This window comes from Pseudomonas sp. LS2P72 (genome assembly GCF_054897865.1).
On record NZ_CM142708.1, the window covers coordinates 5,237,261 to 5,254,250 of the forward strand.

Here is a 16,990-nt window from a genome sequence, read left to right on the forward strand (position 1 = left end):
TCATCCCCCGAAAACACGGTTGAAGGCACGTTTGAGCAAGCCTTTGTTGCCGGCCACCTGTTGACCGACCAGGTCCTCGGTCATGTTGCGCAATGCAGCAGTGATCGCTGCCCTCGGCGCATGCAGCCCCAACGGCACGCCAGTGTTCTGACTCTGGCTGACCAGATTGAAGTCGTTGGGTAACTTCGACAGATTGGTGCAGCGCAGCGCCTCGCCGATATCTTTGAGGCTGACCGCCGCCGCCTTGTCATAGCGGTTGACCACTATCTGCAATTGATCCCCACGCACGCCCAGGTCTTCGCGAAGAATCCGCACCAGGGAGCTGGCATCGCGCAGATGGCTGACACTCTGTTGCACCACCACGTACACCCGATCCACCTGCTCCAGCACAGAGCCGGTGAGGTGATCGATTTGCCGCGGCAGGTCGATCACCACCCAGCCATAGCTGGCCCGGGCCAACTGCAACAGGGTGTCGAGTTGCTCGGGTTGGGTATCCTGCGGCAAACACAACTCACCGGCCCGACCGCCCAGCACATGCAGGGTCGGGCTGAAGTGACTGCAAAAACCGCGTAACGCGACGCTGTCCATGCCGTCGATCTGGTGCAACACCTCTAGATGGCTGTGCGTCTGCGCCACATCCAGATAATGCGTCACGCTGCCAAATTGCAGGTCCATATCCAGCAACAGGGTGCTGCCACCCATGATGCTGAGTTGCTGAGCCAGGTTGCAGGCCAGCAGGGTTCCGCCAGAGCCGCCCTTGGCGCTCATCACGGCGATCAATTTTCCTTCTGCCCCACTGCCGGTCCGAACTTCCGTGACCAGACGATTCAAGGCGGCGACCAGTTCGGTCCCGGCGATGGGCTCCGGCAGCACGTCCCGGGCACCGGCCTGCATCGCCAGGCGCATGGCTTCCTGTTCGCTCAGCAGTCCGCATACCAACATCGGCGGACGCTCATGGGCCGGGCGCTGCAACAGTGCCGACAGCTCTTCACGCCACAGATGGCTAACGCGCAACAGCAACAGATCGGGCATCCGGTCCAGACCGTAGAGCGGGTCGACATGCCCGTTGCTCACCAGCCGCGTACTCACCTCCAGGCTGGGCATGCGTTGGCAGACGCCTTGCAGGTCGCGCAACGACGTGGCATCACGGCTGCTAATCAGCAACCGTAGCCCGGCTTTGCTGGTCGAGGTAGAGACTGGAGTTTCCTTGGTATTCAGCATGGTGTGATCTCCCCGGAATCGGAATGACGCCCGAGGCTTTCGCGTGGCAACGTTGCCCTGAATACAGGCAGGGTAATGGGCACGCCGAACCCGGGAATAAACAGATTGAAAACGAAGTTTTGCAGACTCAATCGGACATAGCGGATGGCACGAAAGCCGTTGACCCCACTGGTGTCGGAGGGGTTGGCTACCAGAGCACCGTTTACGTCCAGATAGGTCAGTGTCAGGTGGGTGGTGGCCAGATCGCCGATCAGCTGGCTATTACCTGCATCGGTCGCGGCATTGAATATCGCCCGCCGCAATACCACCGGATCGCTGATATTGCACACCGAAGCCAGGCGCGTACCACGGCGCACGGCTTCATCCAGCGCATTGACGGTAAAGTACAGGCGGCCCATTTCCACTACGCCGAACAACAACGTGAACACCAGCACACCAATGAAGGCAAACTCCACCGTATAGATGCCGCGCATGTGTTTTCTATTCATCACAGTGCCCTCATCACGGTAGTGGCGACCAGCGGAATGCTCAGCGCAATTTGATTACCGAAGAATCCCGGAATCGAGCCGCCACAATTGCCACCACCAATCACCGGGCAGAACGTGTACGTGATGGTGACCCGCACATGGTCGACACCCACTGCGGCGACGACCACGTCGCCAGTCGTCAGCCCTGACATCACAGCGGTCCCTGTGTTGGCAGGCACGCCATAGACCGCAACGTTTTTCGTCTGGGTCTGTAGCGTATTGCTCAGAGCGACCTGGCCAAGCGTCGAGTCCCAGGCCCGGCTAGCGACGAAACGGTCGGCATCGCGGCTGGCCTGCAGCAGCACGTTGTAGTGATAGAGCATGCGGCCGAACTCACCGAAGGCCAGCAACAGCAATAGCAACACCGGCAGGACGAAGGTGAACTCCACTATCGCCAGGCCTTGCTGGTGCTGCGAATGTTTAAACGCGTGAAGTCTCATGACGCCTCCTACGAGTCAGTGCTCGGAGTGCCAGTGCCGCTGCCGATATAGGTTTTGTAGAGCTGAATGATCTGCGGCCCGGAATCGGTTGACGGCGAGGGGCCGGCCACATTGTCGCCTTCGCACTCCTTCACGAACTGTCCGAAGATCTGCGCGTCACCACCACCGCCATCCATTGGCTGCACCACGTAATAGCAGCCGAAACCGAGGACGGGGATCGAGGTTGAACCGCCCTGCTTCCCGGTGCAGTCGCCCACCACGATTTTCAGCATCCGGCGCTCGAATACGCCACTGCCCTGACAGCCGCTGGCCCCGGCCACACACGCGGCAGTGCTCGCACGCCAGTCGTTGTAGTCAAATATCGCGTTGCTGCCCGCAGTGAGATTGCCGTTGCTCGAGGTGACGGTTTGCCCCTTGTACTTCGCTTGTGGCGGGGAGACTGAGTCGTCGTAAGTAATTGCGGGGTTGCTGGACGTGGTCACAAGGTCCGGCGGATAAGCCGAGGCACTGACCGGCCCTTGATAGATGCCGAAGCGCGTATTCAGGCCTTGAGAGGTAGGGCCAACCTTGTTGCCAGGGGCGGTCTGGACATTGTCCCCCGCAGTGCGGCAGACATTGCCACCTCCGGCCAGGTCCTCCCTGACGGTACTGCCGCCCGAGCCAAAATCGAGCAATTGAAAGTTGCCTGGGCCAATGGGCGACGTATTGCCGGCAGCCGTCTTCAATACCTTCAAATCACCAAACTGGAAGCCCCAGAACATGCCAGTGCCCGGGTTGTATTGAGTCGGGTCGCCACAGACCATCAAAGGTGCGAGATCGCAGGGGCTGGTAGGGCTAGGTCCAGCGGTGGCGATTGCCGCCACCGCTTTGCCCCCCAGGCCGCCAGAGCCGAATACCTGAGCGATGTTCCAGAAAAACCCCGTCAGGCCATAGTTCGCTACCGATACCCGAACGTACTTGGCATCCGAAGGCCCGGGAAAGGAGAACGGGCCATAGACGCTGCTTGCCAGTTCCACCACCGCAAATGTGCCTGGGTTGCCGCCAATAGCCGTTGCCAATTCTGTGTTGCCCGTGGCATTGGCATTTTGCATCAGCGTATTGAGCGCGGCAGCCTTCGTCACGGTGTCAATGTTGGTACCACCTTCCACCTGACTCAGAGTTTTGGCGCCACTCAGGGCGGCGGCGTCCACCGCATTCTGCAGGCGCGTTTTGTTCAGCATCATATGCCCGCCGTCCAAAGCCAACGCCGCCATCATGGCAATCGCCGCCAACGCAATCACCATCAATACACTCACCGATCCTTCCTGGCGCCTTGGCGTCGAAGTGAACGGCCGCTGAATACGAATATTCATCATCAAGCCCTCGTTTGCCGATACTGATCCGGATCGGTTCCGCCAATACTTGGTGCCCAGGCACCCCTACCGCCCTGTCAACGTTTGACTACAGTGGCTTCGGTCCCGCGGATAACAGTGATAGCCCCGCCACCCTCGCCGCTGCTGCGCTGTACCACACGTTTTGGCGGCACGACGGCAGCCACAGCCATGGGCGGCACAACAGGCGCAACGACTGCGGTTTTCTTCTCGAGGTTCAGCGGGTTACGCAGCGCCAGTTGCAACTTGCCTTCCGTCTGCGCGGTAACCAGTGCTTCCGCTTCAGAGGCCGACATCTCCAGCGTCACTGCGCGCACCACCACGGGTTGGGTCTTGTCGGTACCCGCCGTCTGATCCACCGCCAACACCCGCAAGTTCTCGAGGATGGTCCTGGACACGGCATTGTTACTGCCGGCACCGGTGGTTTTGGTCGCCAGAACATCGACCCGGTTACCCGGCAACAGGAATCCGCCGACACCGACCACATCGTCCACACGTACCGATATGGCACGTTTGTCGGGGGCAATCAAAGAGGCCAGGGTGCTGCCACCCAGGTGCTCACTCAGACGCGCGCCGCGCATGATGTCGCCCTTCAGGATGTCGAACGTTGCGATCTTGCCTACTGCTTTGTCGGTGGAATCGAAGGCATCGTCCGGGATCGTGTCCATGGGCATGCGGACGGTCGTGACCTGCTGAGCCTCGACCATCTGCCCGAATGGAATCTCTACCGTGGCGACCACCACGCTTCGAAGGTGGTCATCCGGGCTGGCGTTGATACGTGCGCTCAGCCAGGAGTCGGCCATCCATGCAGCTCCAAGGCCCATGACCAGGGAAACGCCTATCAGGGTAAGAGTACGAGAGCTCATGTCAGTATCTCCGTATCAAAGAAAGTTGAGCTGGACGAAGTAGTTGTGCCAGGCCCATTCCAAATCTTGCGGTGACAGTGATCCGGAACCGCCCATGTAACGCTGACGATCGAGCGCCATGTTCAGGAGATCGCGGGGATGGCAAGGCACCAGGGGCATGCCTTCACTTGCATAGAGCCTTTGCAATACATAACGCAGCAGCAGCTGGTCATAAGGCATGCCCAGACGCTCGCTTTCCTGACGCCAGATCTTTTCGTACTCCTCGGGCTTCAGGTAACCGAACTGCAGCTTGTAGCCAATCCGGCGAAGGAAGGCCTCATCGGCCAGTTCCAGAGGATTGAGGTTGGTGGAAAACACCAGAATCAGATCGAAAGGCAGTTCGCAATGCCGACCGCCGCCCAGGTTGATGAAATCGCGTTTCTCTTCCATCGGGACGATCCAGCGATTCAACAACTCGGCGGGTGCCATGCGCTGGCGCCCCATGTCGTCGATGATGAACAGGCCATTGCTGGCCTTGAGCTGCAAGGCAGCCTGGTATTGACGGGTGGAGGGGTCATAACGAACGTCCAGCTGCTCCATGCTCAATTCACCGCCAGTAATGACGATCGGGCGTTTGCAGCACAGCAGTCGACGGTCGATCCCTTCGTTGAGCATCAGATTGTTCTGTTGGCCGTCATCATCCAGACGCTGGTGTACCTGCGGGTCATAGATCTCGATCACCGACTCGTTGATCACGATGGCATGAGGCACCCAAATCGCCTCTGCGAACAGGCGAATCAACCGGCTGCTGATATAGGTCTTGCCGGTACCCGCGGGACCATAAATCATGATCGCGCGCCCGGAGTTGAGCGCCACACCCAGCTGATCGAGCATCCCCTCTGTGAGCACTACGCCAGCAAGGGCCCTGCGCATATCGCTCGCGTTGATGCGACCATGGTGAATGGTCTGTATTTTGAGCAGGGAACGGTAGGTACTCACCGGGAAAGGTGCCGCACCGATATAGCCGCTGCGCGACAGGGCATCGCGGGCGGCACTGCGACCGCGTTCGGTCAGGCCATAACGCAGCGATTGCCCGCCCGTTTGCGCACCCACCTGGCCAAGCACCTCAACGCGGCCATCCTTGCGCAGAAACGCCAGGACTTCTTCCAGTACGGCGCCGGTCAGCGCCAGGCGCTCCACCAGTCGTGACATGTCCAGCACGCCGGCTTCGTGCAAATGCTTGCACACCAGTTCACCCAGAAAACTGTCCGTCAGCCCCGTCTCGCAGATAGCGCGCGGCTGAGGAGCCAGTCGCTGTACCGCTGCTCGCTGGCTGGGGTTGGCCTCACTATCGACGATGACTTGCATGACTAGCCTCCAGGGCTACGAGCCGATCTACAGCCAATAGCCACTGGCCAGGGTTCCGAGCAAAATTGCAACGGAGTATGGGAAAGGCTTTCCGGCTACTTCATCCCCCGCCGGAGCCAGGTAGGTTTGCGCCCTTAACATCAACCCGTAACGCGCTAGGGTTTGCAGCAACTGGCCACGAAAAAGGATGATTAAAAAACCGCACACACCACCGGCCGCCAGACTGAAAAGCGCCGTCCATAACGCGTCATGCGGTGTAAAAAAACATCCGACCATGGCCATCAATTTGACGTCCCCGGCGGCCATACCGCCCAGTGCGTACAAGGGTAGAAACACTGTAAAGCCGATCAGCATCGCCAGCGCAGCATTACCAAGCCCCTCAACTCCACTTACGTAAGCCTGGCCGGTCAAACCCAAAACAAGTCCTAAAAGAACCAGCAGGTTGGGGATGCGGTGGCGACGAAGGTCGCTCACCACCGCTATACCTAGCAGCCCTAACAGAACAATTGATGTAAACATCTGCTCAATAGGCATCGCTGCATCTCTCACTGAATAGACTTACTAGCACGCCCCACCGGCCATACAGGTAGAGAGCCTACCGATCTGGGTGCTAATGGCTCCGCCCAAGGTAGTAAACGCAGCGGCAACCGCCAGGGTTACCAGCCCACCCGCCACCGCGTATTCCACAATGGTCAGACCATCTTCGTCTTTGACGAACTTCAGTACCGAAGCCTTGATTGTTTGCATGTTCATTTTGCCCACCTCACTCGAAAGTTGTTTTGTCTGAGGCAGTACGTTTTGCGCTGCCTGATGCAAACCTTAGTCAGGGTGAGGGCATAGGCGTTAGGAGGATTTTGCACATCGCTAGGACTTTTTTGCGGGGCGGCCAAACAGGGGTCATTGGCCTTTGCAGAAGTAACGGGAGGGGTAAAAAGGCATGGCAGGGCAAATGCGATTCTCATTGTTCGCAACCGATAAGCGGTTCAACCCGGGCTCATCGAAAACACGCGAGCAAACAGTCGCCCGCGACTGCTTTCCAGGCAACGCATATAGCGAATAGAACTAAAACTCGTCTTTCCTATCGAGATTAAATCTGCGAGGTGATGGCACATTGACGATACTGCTTAGCGTAAAGAGTCACTAAGAACCCCAGAGTAGAGACATGACGTCCAACCTGACCAGAAGGCCAACGCTCCTATGGTTCGATCTGACTCATGATCGATCCACGAAAGAACTCATCGCGCAGTTCGAGGGTACCTGCGACTGCAAACTGGCGAAAAACTCCGTGCTGCCCATCGGGGAACACGCAGACATGATCTGCATCCATTTCGATCGCCCCGACACACCAGGCTTGAGGCTGTTGCTGGAGATCAAACGCAGCGCACCGGCCATCCCAATCACCATGTTCACCGTGCAGCACTCAGAAGAACTGGCCGTCTGGGCCATGCGTTCCAGCGTCTGGGAATACATAGTGCTCCCCTTCCCGGTCACCGAGAGGAGCCGCTACCTGACTGCTGTAGTTCAGCTCTGCGAGCTGCGCCGGAATGTTGTCGACCACCGCAAGACACTGCTGATCGACCACTCCCCGACCCTGCCGGACAGCATCCGGCTGACCTCCGGACACCAAAAACATCAGGCGCTGAGCAACATCATGCTGTACATCGAGCAGCACTATCGGGACAGCATTGATCAGAGGGATTTGGCGCAGCGCTGCGGCATGACAACATTTCGCTTCAGCCGCCTGTTCAAGGAAGCCAATGGACTTGGCTTCACGGATTACATCTTGAACAAGCGCATGAACTTCGCCAAAGAACTTCTCGACAACAGCCAGATGCCCATTACCAGCATCGGCTATGAGGCCGGCTTCAAGGATCCTTCCTACTTCGCTCGTGCCTTCAAGCAGTTCGCAAACTGCACGCCCAGCGAATACCGCTTGGCACGCCAACTCAGAGTGAATGCAGCTGCGCAAATGGTGCAAGATGAAAAAACCACTGAAGCGCTCGAAAGCCTGGTGCAAAGCCTCAGCGGTTGATGCGGTTTTATACGCGCACACAAAAACGCCGCTCATTGAGCGGCGTTTTCGTTAAATATGGAGCGGGAAACGAGACTCGAACTCGCGACCCCGACCTTGGCAAGGTCGTGCTCTACCAACTGAGCTATTCCCGCAAATGGCGTCCCCTAGGGGACTCGAACCCCTGTTACCGCCGTGAAAGGGCGGTGTCCTAGGCCACTAGACGAAGGGGACACGCTAACTGAAACACATGGTGTGTATTTCAGTGCCCAAATCCGCATCCGAAGATGCTGGTTCTGGTTTCACTCAGCGCTGCCCGAAAGCAACACTGTTTAAAATTGGAGCGGGAAACGAGACTCGAACTCGCGACCCCGACCTTGGCAAGGTCGTGCTCTACCAACTGAGCTATTCCCGCATTGGCGTCCCCTAGGGGACTCGAACCCCTGTTACCGCCGTGAAAGGGCGGTGTCCTAGGCCACTAGACGAAGGGGACACACGTACAACATTCACTCCCTACCGCGTTTCGCTGTGTGCTTTACGCTGTAAGTGGCGCGCATTCTATGGATGGATTGAGGGGTCGTCAACCCCCAGATATAAATTTATTTAAATCAATGACTTCGCCCTGCTTTGAGACACTAATCCGGCCTTTCCGTCGCCCGGCGTTTGACGCCTATATTCTGGCACCCACCAAGACGTTATAGTCCACCCACGCCAAAGATGATGGCAATGTGCACCTCGCACGCTATTACTTATATAAGCAGGAACGCGGCCGATACAGACAGTGCAGTAGCCGATTCAACTCGCTGAGCGGCGCTATGCGCCCCAATGCCAAGCCACTACACTCGCACGCGAACCCCATAAAGAGGTCTTACCGGTGACACCACTCATGATCACCCTGCTAGTCGTAGCCGGGATCGCACTCCTGATCGCCATTGGCTACATGAACCATGTGGTGGAAAACAATAAGCTGGAAAAGGCCCGCACCAAGGTTGAGCTCAACGATCGTCTGCGTCGTTGCGGCGAAATCACCGAGACCTTTCCCGGCCAATTGATGACACCGGGCCTCAAGCTGCTGTTGACCCGTCTGGAATTGAACGTCTGCCAACGCCTGCTCAATCTGGAAAAAACCAGCTCCAATCTCAAGACAAGGATTGACGAACTGAGCGTCTTGGTCGGCCAGGGGGAATCGATCCCGGTCAACAACCCGCCAGCACCGATCCAGACCGAAGCCAAAGCCAAAGACGTACGCTTCCTGCTCGAAGCCCTGCACGGCCAAATCACCCGCGCCGCACAGGACGGCTTCCTGCCAACCAACGAAGCCAAACGCTGGATCCGCGAAGTTCGCCACATCCTGGTCCTGCTGCACATCGAATTCTTCAACAACCTCGGCCAGCACGCCCTGCAACAAAACCAGCCCGGCCAGGCCCGCCTGGCGTTCGAACGCGGCGTGCAATACCTGCGCAAACAACAGGAACCCCAGGTCTACGCCGAACAACTGGAATACCTGGAAAAACTCCTGGCTCGCGCCAACGCACAAGTCATGGACAACATCGCCCCGGTAGAAGGCGAAGTGAACCAACTGACCGAAGGCCTCAAAGACGTCGAGGCCGATGCGGACTGGAAGAAGAAAGTGATTTACGACTGATCACAAAAAACAGAGAAGCCACCTGATCAGGTGGCTTTTTTTTGCGTTGAGTTTGGCGTGTACACCCAGGAAAGATAGGTCGGCTGTCAGGCCGCCATCGCGAGCAAGCTCAGCTCCTACAGGAGATCAGTGTTCGCCTTTCGCCCCCCACCACTCAACAGGCCGAGCGTTAGCTCGCCTGCAGCTCTTGATCCACCCGCCCTTTCGGAAGGCTGAGTGGAGGTGTTCATCTGGGGGGAAGGCGCGCAGCGCCGTTCGACGAAGTCGAACACATCGAGAGGAGGTCGAAGCGAAGCCGACCGGAGGCGATGCCCCCAGATGAATGCCGGAGCGAAGGAACGCCGAGCCTAAGCGAGGGGCCGGACGCTTGGGGCGAGCGTTTTTTTGCTTACTTTTTTTTGGCGCTTGTAAAAAAAGTGAGTCGCCGTAAGGGCGAAACCCCAAGTGGCCGTTACCGCAGGAACGGATATGTACTCAGTCAACAAAACATGGCGAGGGTGTAATTAGTTTTGTGTAAACGGTCATTTGGCAGGAGACTGCCTACCCCAAGGAAATCCAATGACCGAGCCAAAACCCAAGCGCGCCAAACGAGTCAAGCCTGATCCTGAACTGGTTAAACTGGCCGACAGTCTGCTGGCCAACTACAAAAAGCCCGAAGATCTGATCGGCGAAAACGGCCTGCTCAAACAGCTCACCAAGATGCTGGTGGAGCGGGCCCTTGAAACCGAGATGACCGAACACTTGGGGCACGACAAAAGCGCAGCGATCACCAACACCGCCGCCAATGCGCGCAACGGTCACAGCGGTAAAACCCTGAAGGGCGACTTCGGCGAACTGCCGCTCGACATCCCTCGCGACCGGCAGGCGTCCTTCGAGCCGCAGTTGGTGGCCAAGCATCAAACCCGCTGGACGGGCTTCGATGACAAAGTCATCTCTCTCTACGCTCGCGGTTTGAGTGTCAGAGAAATCCAGGCTCACTTACAGGAAATGTACGGCACAGAGGTCTCTCCCAGCCTGATCTCGGCGATTACCGACGCGGTGAGTGACGAGGTCAAGCTGTGGCAAGCCAGACCACTGGACGCGCTGTACCCGATCCTCTATCTGGACTGCATTCACGTCAAAGTGCGTGACGCTGGCGCCGTGCGCAACAAGGCGGTTTACCTGGCTATCGGCGTCAATATGGCCGGTCACAAGGAAGTGCTGGGTCTGTGGATCGCTCAAACCGAAGGCGCGAAGTTCTGGCTGCAAGTGGTGACCGAACTCAAGAATCGGGGCGTGCAGGACATCTTCATCGCCTGCGTGGACGGTCTCAAAGGTTTCCCTGAAGCCATTGAAGCCGTCTACCCAAAAGCCGTCGTTCAGCTGTGCATCGTGCACATGGTGCGCAACAGCTTGAACTTCGTGTCGTGGAAAAAGCAGCGAGAGGTGGCGGCTGATCTCAAACTGATTTACACCTCGGCAACCGCCGAATTGGCCGAACAACGACTCTGCGAATTTGAAGCCAAATGGGATGCCGAGTACCAGTCGATCAGCCTGTCATGGCGGCGAAACTGGGCTCGGGTGATCCCGTTTTTTGACTATCCAGCCGAAATTCGCAAGGTGATTTACACCACCAATGCCATCGAATCGATCAACATGAGCCTGCGCAAAGTGATCAAAACGCACGCCTCATTTCCGACCGATGACGCGGTGATGAAACTGTTTTATCTGGCGCTGAACAACATCAGCAAGAAGTGGACGATGCCGATCCGGGACTGGAAAGCGGCCTTGAATCGCTTCAGTATCCAGTTCGAAGATCGGCTGTTAACGGTTTAATAAAAATCCCGTTTACACAAAATCTAGGACACCCTCAACATGGCTCCCACATCAAAGCCGAAAGTGCCCCACCATCCCCTTCAACTCAACCCCCAACTGCGCCAACTCAATACTGGAAGCCGCATTCCCCTGCATCGCCAACGAAGACTGATCCGCGCTGGCCCGGATACTCGTAACACTGCGATTAATCTCCTCAGCCACCGAACTCTGCTCCTCGGCTGCCGCTGCAATCTGCTGGTTCATCTGCTGAATCAATGACACTGCCGCCGCAATACTCCCCAGCGCACTCTCCGTCTGCAATGCATCACTCACCGCCAGCTTCACCAGCTCGCCACTGTTCTGAATCTGCTGAACAGAAGACTGAGCCGCCGAGCGCAAGGCGCTCACCAGTCGCTCAATCTCCTCGGTCGATTGCTGAGTGCGCTTGGCCAGCGCCCGCACTTCATCGGCCACCACCGCAAAGCCCCTGCCCTGCTCGCCGGCTCGAGCCGCCTCGATCGCAGCGTTGAGGGCCAACAGATTGGTCTGCTCAGCCACACTCTTGATGACGCTCAACACTGTGCCGATGTTCTGGATTTCCGCACTCAAGCTTTCGATGCTCGAACTGGCCGAGGTGGCTGAATCCGCCAGTTGTTCGATCCGCGCCATGCTCTGGCGCACCACCTGCTGACCACTTTCAACCTTGTCGTCCGCCGTCTGCGCTGCCTGAGCTGCTTCCTCCGCGTTACGCGCAACGTCATGCACGGTGGCGGTCATCTGATTCATCGCGGTAGCAACCTGCTCGGTCTCCTCCTTCTGGCTACTGACCTCAAGATTGGTCTGCTCGGTCACCGCCGACAACGACTGCGCTGAACTGGCCAACTGTTCGATACCCGCCTGCAAACCGCTGACAATACTGCTAAGCCCCGCGCCCATCTGCTGCATGGCCTGCATCAGTTGCCCGATCTCATCACGTCGGGTCACTTCAACCGTCGCACTCAAATCGCCAGAGGCAATCTGTTGAGCAACACGGATCACGCTGCGCAGCGGTGCCACGATCAACCGGGTAATCACCCAAGCCGCAATCAGCCCGACCAGCAACGCCAGCGCCGAGGAGCCGATGATCAACAGCGAGTTCTTTTTCAGCTCCGCCTGCATCGACTGGTCTTCCGCGACATAGGCCTGATCCACCCGCTCCACCACCTGAGCGGCGCGCTGATGGAGTTGCTCATAGACGGTTTTTTCCTGCGCCAGCAGGCCGGTGTACTCGGCGAGTTTTTCGCTGAATCCGCCGATGTGCCCGACCACTTCATTGAGGACCGTCTGGTAACCCTCATCCTTGACCGTGGTTTTCAGCTGCTCGGCCTGGGTCAGTGCCTGGTCGGCCTGCTCGATCTTGCCCTGCCCTGCGCTGTCGTCGCCCTTGCGGCTCAGGTCCAGGCGCACACGCGCTTCGTTCATGGCTTGCAACATCAACCGCGACACCTGGCTGACCTGATTGGCCTGTTCGATGAACTGACCACCGTCCTTGCCTTCGGATTCCTTCAAGGTATAAGCGCCGTCATCGGCCAGCCCGGCCTGCAGCACGTCGAGGTTATTGGCCACGCTGGACACCGACCAACTGGCCATCTCCAGTGCCAGGTCCTTGGCCTGGCTGAGCGAGACGAACTCGTCAAAGGCCTTGCGGTAGGCCCCCAGGGACTGCTCGACGTCATTCATCACCGGCACGTTGGCCGCAGACGCCGCTTTCAGCTGGGTTGCCAGAGCGATCAGGCCGTCAACGCCCTCGCGCAGCGCATCAGCGGTTTTCCGGTTGCCGTGCAAGGCGTATTCCTGCTCGAGCAGTCTCACCTTGAGCAAACCGCTGTTGAGCGACGACATCTGCTTGAGCCCGTCGAAGCGCTGGCTGATGGTTTGCAGGGACCATACGCCGATGGCCGCCACCAAGGCTGTCAACAGCAGCACCAGTACAAACCCGACACCCAGTTTTTTCGCCATACCGAGGTTGGCAAAACGTCCTTGCACGGCCGAATTCATTGCACTTAGTCCCCTGACATTGTCTGTTGACGCAGATTCGCAACGGGCCTGTATCAACACAAGTCTCTGGCGTCTGAATAATGGCAAAAAGCTACGCTTCCGTCGTTTTCAGGACGCTTGAGGTCGATCCAGAGCGGTGGCCTGAAAAAACGCCCGGGCTCGCGGATCACAGGCATAGGCCACATTGATACGCTGCCAGTCACTGGCCTCTGCGGTGGGACTGAATGCCGTCGCAGAAGACAACAGGACACCGTAGCGCTGGGCTTGTTTGCGCACCTGAGCGTAGTCGGACATCCGCGATCGCGCCCAGATGAACAAGCCACCGACGGGCTTGCCAAACACCTCCCATTCGGCGTCTTCAAGCACTTGCAGCGCCGCCTCTCTGTCATTGCTCAAACGCTGGCGCTGGCGCTGGACCAATTTGCGGTAGGCACCGCTGGATAAAAGGTTTGCCAGCACCGACTCGCAAAACCGTGAAGCGCCCATGCTGCTGATCATCTTGACCTCGGCCAGCCGCGAAATAACCCCGGCGCTGCCCACTACAAAACCGACCCGCAACGAACTGCTGAGGGTCTTGGAGTAGCTGCCGACGTAGATCACGTTGTCATCGATACCCAACGCAGCGAGGCGCGTACCGGGGCCGCTGTACAAATCCGCATAGACGTCATCCTCGATGACCAGAAGGCCATAGGTTTTGGCCAGTTGCACAACCCGCTGCGCCACCGCCGGCGCCAGGCTGCTGCCAGTGGGATTGTGAAAGAAGCTATTGATAAAGATCCCGCAGGGCCTGTACTTAACCAACAGTGCCTCAAGCGCTTCGATGTCCGGTCCGTGCGGGGTTCGCGGCACTTCGATCATGCTGACACCGTGCAACCTGAGCAGATCGAACAGCAAGGAATAACCGGGATTCTCCACCACCACGCAATCACCCGGCTTGAATAAGGTCCGCACGATCAGGTCCAGCCCCTGACTGGCCCCCGCCGTTGTCAGGATCCGGCTTTCTTCCACCAGGATATCGAGCTGTTTCAGCCGTTTGTTGATCTGCTGGCGCAAGGCTGGCAGGCCCAGCGGCGTGCTGTAGTTGAACAGGCCGGCCATGTCGGTGCGACTGACCTGGCGGATCGCGTAGCTCAAGTCGTCAGTTTCGCGCCAGCTCTCGGGCAGTCCGACACACCCCAGTTTGAGTTCGCCCGAAGTGCCGCCCCGCTTCGTTTCTGCCCCCTCGAACCGGGGACAATCCTGTTGCCCCTGTGCGGCCAGCGCTGGCGTGGCGACAATGAATCCGGCGCCATGACGCGACGCCAGCACCCCTTGAGCCACCAGACGCTCACAGGCTTCAAAGACGCTGGACTGACTGAGCAAATTGATCCGGGCGATTTGCCGTACGGAAGGCAAACGCGTCCCCGGCGGCACCTCGCCACGGCACAGCCAGCAGGCTAATGCGTCGACGATTTGCTGTACGACCGGCACCATTGCCTGTCGATCGATTCTCAACTCCATGAGCAAGCAAACTCCTGTCCGTTTTGCGGGGAACAGTTAATCACAGGAGCGCTCGATCAGCTGTGCGACAACACCGCTAAAACCATCGGTTCTAACCATTTGAAACACTTTGTCCGGCACCTTTAAGGAACCGAAAAAAAACCCGCACAATTGCGGGTTTTTTCCTACGTTGCAGTGCCTGTTTCAAAACGCCGTAACGCCGCCGTCCACCGCCAGTGAATGCCCCGTGGTGAACGCCGCGCCGTCGCTGCACAGGTACAGCACCGCACTGGCGATTTCCTCGACCTTGCCGATGCGTCCGACCGGGTGCATGGCATTGGCGAACTCGCCTTTCTTCGGGTCGGCTTCATAGGCGCGGCGGAACATGTCAGTGTCGATCACCGCCGGACACACGGCATTCACCCGAATCTTTTTCTTGGCGTATTCGATGGCTGCCGATTTGGTCAGGCCGATCACCGCATGTTTCGACGCCGCGTAAATACTCATCTTCGGCGCAGCCCCGAGGCCGGCTACCGATGCGGTGTTGACGATTGCACCGCCGCCCTGGGCCAACAGCAATGGCAACTGGTACTTCATGCACAACCAGACGCCTTTGACGTTGACGCCCATGATCGCGTCGAACTCATCGACCGTGCCTTCGGCCAACTTGCCTTTCTCGATCTCGATGCCCGCGTTGTTGAAGGCATAGTCGAGACGGCCGTAGGTATTGACCACTTCGTCCATCAGATTTTTTACATCGCTTTCCAGCGTGACGTTGCAACGCACGAAGGTGGCTTCGCCGCCAGCGGTACGAATCAGCGCCACCGTGTCCTCACCACCCGCTGCGTCCAGGTCAGCCACTACCACTTTCAAGCCTTCAGCGGCGAACGCCTGGGCGGTCGCGCGGCCAATGCCATTGGCGGCGCCCGTTACAACGGCGACCTGGCCAGAAAACGTCATGCTCATTGTTATGTCCTCGAAGAGAAGATGCGGGGTATCGCGTGGTCGCAATCTAGCCACAAGGGCCTGCGGCGCGGCAGCACTATCAGAAGGCCGGTTGGGCACCCATGAGTGACAGTGATAAAACCGCCCGCTCGACTATCACTGCACTGGATCGATGTGCATTCGCCGCATCAGCCAAACTTGCGGCATCGTTCACGAAGGTCTATCAACAAGTCTTCATTCATCTTGAGTGCCTGTCATGACTACCCAGACCAATCGCCAGTTCCTGCTCGCCAAACGTCCGGTGGGCGCGGCGACCCGCGAAACCTTCACCTATCAAGAAGTACCGGTCGGCGAGCCGGCTGCGGGTCAGATCCTGGTCAAAAACGAATACCTGTCCCTGGACCCGGCCATGCGTGGCTGGATGAACGAGGGCAAGTCCTACATCCCACCGGTCGGTATCGGCGAAGTGATGCGCGCATTGGGCGTAGGCAAAGTCGTTGCCTCGAATAATCCGGGCTTCGCGGTCGGGGACTACGTCAACGGTGCCTTGGGTGTGCAGGATTACTTCCTCGGCGAGCCACGAGGTTTCTACAAAGTCGATCCGAAACTGGCGCCTCTGCCGCGCTATCTGTCGGCGCTGGGCATGACCGGGATGACCGCTTATTTCGCCCTGCTCGATGTCGGCGCGCCAAAGGCTGGCGACACTGTGGTGCTTTCTGGCGCGGCCGGTGCGGTGGGCAGCATTGCCGGGCAAATCGCCAAGATCAAAGGTTGCCGCGTCATCGGCATTGCCGGAGGCGCGGACAAGTGCCAGTTCCTGATCGACGAACTGGGTTTTGACGGTGCCATCGATTACAAAAATGAAGACGTCCACGCCGGCCTCAAGCGCGAATGTCCGAAAGGCGTCGATGTGTATTTCGATAACGTTGGCGGCGATATCCTCGACGCGGTGTTGAGTCGCCTGGCCATGAAAGCACGGGTGGTGATCTGTGGCGCCATCAGCCAGTACAACAACAAGGAAGCGGTCAAAGGTCCGGCCAACTACCTGTCGCTACTGGTCAACCGCGCACGGATGGAAGGTTTTGTGGTGATGGACTATGCCGCACAGTTCGCCGCCGCCGGGCAGGAAATGGCCGGCTGGATGGCCAAGGGGCAGCTCAAAAGCAAGGAAGATATTGTTGAAGGACTGGAGACCTTCCCGGAGACGCTGATGAAATTGTTCAGCGGCGAGAATTTCGGGAAGTTGGTTCTGAAGGTTGATGATCACAACTAGCTGAAAAGCATCGCGGGCAAGCCATGCTCCTACAG

15 protein-coding genes, 4 tRNA genes and 1 pseudogene are annotated in these 16,990 nt (G+C 58.2%); 4 read left to right on the forward strand and 16 right to left on the reverse strand.

Annotated elements, in window-relative coordinates; all coding sequences use genetic code 11:
- From ACYZUA_RS24055 to ACYZUA_RS24090, 8 genes are all read right to left on the reverse strand, one after another.
- Positions 1-1,221: an AAA family ATPase gene (locus ACYZUA_RS24055; RefSeq protein ID WP_461960883.1), complete on the reverse strand. Its 1,221-nt coding sequence runs from the start codon at positions 1,219-1,221 to the stop codon at positions 1-3.
- Positions 1,215-1,709 (reverse strand): TadE/TadG family type IV pilus assembly protein, encoded by a 495-nt coding sequence (locus ACYZUA_RS24060; RefSeq protein ID WP_461960884.1) that lies wholly within the window; start codon positions 1,707-1,709, stop codon positions 1,215-1,217. The genes ACYZUA_RS24055 and ACYZUA_RS24060 overlap by 7 nt, the downstream gene beginning before the upstream one ends.
- Positions 1,709-2,188 carry a TadE/TadG family type IV pilus assembly protein gene (locus ACYZUA_RS24065; RefSeq protein ID WP_461960885.1) on the reverse strand — a complete coding sequence of 160 codons (480 nt, stop codon included), beginning with the start codon at positions 2,186-2,188 and terminating at the stop codon, positions 1,709-1,711. Before ACYZUA_RS24065 ends, ACYZUA_RS24060 begins: the two co-directional genes overlap by 1 nt.
- An 8-nt stretch (positions 2,189-2,196) precedes the next feature.
- Entirely contained in the window at positions 2,197-3,543 is a 1,347-nt protein-coding gene (locus ACYZUA_RS24070; RefSeq protein WP_461960886.1) for a Tad domain-containing protein, read from the reverse strand.
- 74 nt (positions 3,544-3,617) lie between these two features.
- On the reverse strand, positions 3,618-4,424 hold the full coding sequence (cpaB, locus tag ACYZUA_RS24075; protein WP_461960887.1) for a Flp pilus assembly protein CpaB: 807 nt from the start codon (positions 4,422-4,424) through the stop codon (positions 3,618-3,620).
- A gap of 15 nt (positions 4,425-4,439) precedes the next feature.
- Positions 4,440-5,771 (reverse strand): P-loop NTPase family protein, encoded by a 1,332-nt coding sequence (locus ACYZUA_RS24080; RefSeq protein ID WP_461960888.1) that lies wholly within the window; start codon positions 5,769-5,771, stop codon positions 4,440-4,442.
- A gap of 27 nt (positions 5,772-5,798) precedes the next feature.
- Entirely contained in the window at positions 5,799-6,305 is a 507-nt protein-coding gene (locus tag ACYZUA_RS24085) for an A24 family peptidase (protein WP_461960889.1), read from the reverse strand.
- Positions 6,306-6,332: 27 nt separating this feature from the next.
- Positions 6,333-6,524: a Flp family type IVb pilin gene (locus ACYZUA_RS24090; protein WP_461960890.1), complete on the reverse strand. Its 192-nt coding sequence runs from the start codon at positions 6,522-6,524 to the stop codon at positions 6,333-6,335.
- A 409-nt stretch (positions 6,525-6,933) separates the two neighbouring features.
- On the opposite strand from ACYZUA_RS24090, the gene ACYZUA_RS24095 reads away from it, so the two are divergent.
- Positions 6,934-7,803 (forward strand): helix-turn-helix transcriptional regulator, encoded by an 870-nt coding sequence (locus tag ACYZUA_RS24095; protein WP_461960891.1) that lies wholly within the window; start codon positions 6,934-6,936, stop codon positions 7,801-7,803.
- Positions 7,804-7,861: 58 nt separating this feature from the next.
- On the opposite strand, the gene ACYZUA_RS24100 is transcribed toward ACYZUA_RS24095, so the two are convergent.
- The 4 genes from ACYZUA_RS24100 to ACYZUA_RS24115 form a co-directional block, all read right to left on the reverse strand.
- Positions 7,862-7,937, reverse strand: a tRNA-Gly gene (locus tag ACYZUA_RS24100).
- A 3-nt stretch (positions 7,938-7,940) separates the two neighbouring features.
- Positions 7,941-8,016, reverse strand: a tRNA-Glu gene (locus ACYZUA_RS24105).
- A 105-nt stretch (positions 8,017-8,121) separates the two neighbouring features.
- Positions 8,122-8,197 (reverse strand) — tRNA-Gly (locus ACYZUA_RS24110).
- Between the two features lie 2 nt (positions 8,198-8,199).
- Positions 8,200-8,275 (reverse strand) — tRNA-Glu (locus ACYZUA_RS24115).
- 393 nt (positions 8,276-8,668) lie between these two features.
- Here ACYZUA_RS24115 and ACYZUA_RS24120 point away from each other — a divergent pair.
- Both ACYZUA_RS24120 and ACYZUA_RS24125 read left to right on the forward strand, forming a co-directional pair.
- Positions 8,669-9,427: a hypothetical protein gene (locus ACYZUA_RS24120; RefSeq protein ID WP_461960892.1), complete on the forward strand. Its 759-nt coding sequence runs from the start codon at positions 8,669-8,671 to the stop codon at positions 9,425-9,427.
- 558 nt (positions 9,428-9,985) lie between these two features.
- The gene (locus ACYZUA_RS24125; RefSeq protein WP_461960893.1) at positions 9,986-11,242 is read left to right on the forward strand and encodes an IS256 family transposase; all 1,257 of its coding nucleotides are present in this window, start codon (positions 9,986-9,988) and stop codon (positions 11,240-11,242) included.
- Between the two features lie 51 nt (positions 11,243-11,293).
- Here the strand turns inward: ACYZUA_RS24125 and ACYZUA_RS24130 are convergent, their stop codons facing one another.
- The 4 genes and pseudogenes from ACYZUA_RS24130 to ACYZUA_RS24145 all read right to left on the reverse strand — a co-directional run bounded on the left by ACYZUA_RS24130 (position 11,294) and on the right by ACYZUA_RS24145 (position 15,703).
- Entirely contained in the window at positions 11,294-12,175 is an 882-nt protein-coding gene (locus ACYZUA_RS24130; RefSeq protein ID WP_371916929.1) for a methyl-accepting chemotaxis protein, read from the reverse strand.
- A 27-nt stretch (positions 12,176-12,202) separates the two neighbouring features.
- Positions 12,203-13,258, reverse strand: a pseudogene (locus tag ACYZUA_RS24135) (HAMP domain-containing protein); the annotation flags it as partial.
- Positions 13,259-13,366: 108 nt separating this feature from the next.
- Entirely contained in the window at positions 13,367-14,758 is a 1,392-nt protein-coding gene (locus ACYZUA_RS24140) for an aminotransferase-like domain-containing protein (RefSeq protein WP_461960894.1), read from the reverse strand.
- 183 nt (positions 14,759-14,941) lie between these two features.
- Positions 14,942-15,703, reverse strand: a complete 762-nt coding sequence (locus ACYZUA_RS24145) for an SDR family oxidoreductase (RefSeq protein WP_150657097.1) — start codon at positions 15,701-15,703, stop codon at positions 14,942-14,944.
- A gap of 235 nt (positions 15,704-15,938) precedes the next feature.
- Here ACYZUA_RS24145 and ACYZUA_RS24150 point away from each other — a divergent pair, with 235 nt between their 5' ends.
- On the forward strand, positions 15,939-16,955 hold the full coding sequence (locus ACYZUA_RS24150; RefSeq protein WP_461960895.1) for an NADP-dependent oxidoreductase: 1,017 nt from the start codon (positions 15,939-15,941) through the stop codon (positions 16,953-16,955).
- The last annotated feature ends 35 nt before the right edge of the window (positions 16,956-16,990 follow it).

Coding starts and splice junctions, on each gene's coding strand:
- ACYZUA_RS24070 (WP_461960886.1), bottom strand. CDS start 3,543: ATGATGAATATTCGTATTCAGCGGCCGTTCACTTCGACGCCAAGGCGC.
- ACYZUA_RS24065 (WP_461960885.1), bottom strand. CDS start 2,188: ATGAGACTTCACGCGTTTAAACATTCGCAGCACCAGCAAGGCCTGGCG.
- ACYZUA_RS24080 (WP_461960888.1), bottom strand. CDS start 5,771: ATGCAAGTCATCGTCGATAGTGAGGCCAACCCCAGCCAGCGAGCAGCG.
- ACYZUA_RS24090 (WP_461960890.1), bottom strand. CDS start 6,524: ATGAACATGCAAACAATCAAGGCTTCGGTACTGAAGTTCGTCAAAGAC.
- cpaB (WP_461960887.1), bottom strand. CDS start 4,424: ATGAGCTCTCGTACTCTTACCCTGATAGGCGTTTCCCTGGTCATGGGC.
- ACYZUA_RS24150 (WP_461960895.1), top strand. CDS start 15,939: ATGACTACCCAGACCAATCGCCAGTTCCTGCTCGCCAAACGTCCGGTG.
- ACYZUA_RS24125 (WP_461960893.1), top strand. CDS start 9,986: ATGACCGAGCCAAAACCCAAGCGCGCCAAACGAGTCAAGCCTGATCCT.
- ACYZUA_RS24060 (WP_461960884.1), bottom strand. CDS start 1,709: ATGAATAGAAAACACATGCGCGGCATCTATACGGTGGAGTTTGCCTTC.
- ACYZUA_RS24055 (WP_461960883.1), bottom strand. CDS start 1,221: ATGCTGAATACCAAGGAAACTCCAGTCTCTACCTCGACCAGCAAAGCC.
- ACYZUA_RS24085 (WP_461960889.1), bottom strand. CDS start 6,305: ATGCCTATTGAGCAGATGTTTACATCAATTGTTCTGTTAGGGCTGCTA.
- ACYZUA_RS24095 (WP_461960891.1), top strand. CDS start 6,934: ATGACGTCCAACCTGACCAGAAGGCCAACGCTCCTATGGTTCGATCTG.
- ACYZUA_RS24140 (WP_461960894.1), bottom strand. CDS start 14,758: ATGGAGTTGAGAATCGATCGACAGGCAATGGTGCCGGTCGTACAGCAA.
- ACYZUA_RS24145 (WP_150657097.1), bottom strand. CDS start 15,703: ATGAGCATGACGTTTTCTGGCCAGGTCGCCGTTGTAACGGGCGCCGCC.
- ACYZUA_RS24120 (WP_461960892.1), top strand. CDS start 8,669: ATGATCACCCTGCTAGTCGTAGCCGGGATCGCACTCCTGATCGCCATT.
- ACYZUA_RS24130 (WP_371916929.1), bottom strand. CDS start 12,175: ATGCAGGCCATGCAGCAGATGGGCGCGGGGCTTAGCAGTATTGTCAGC.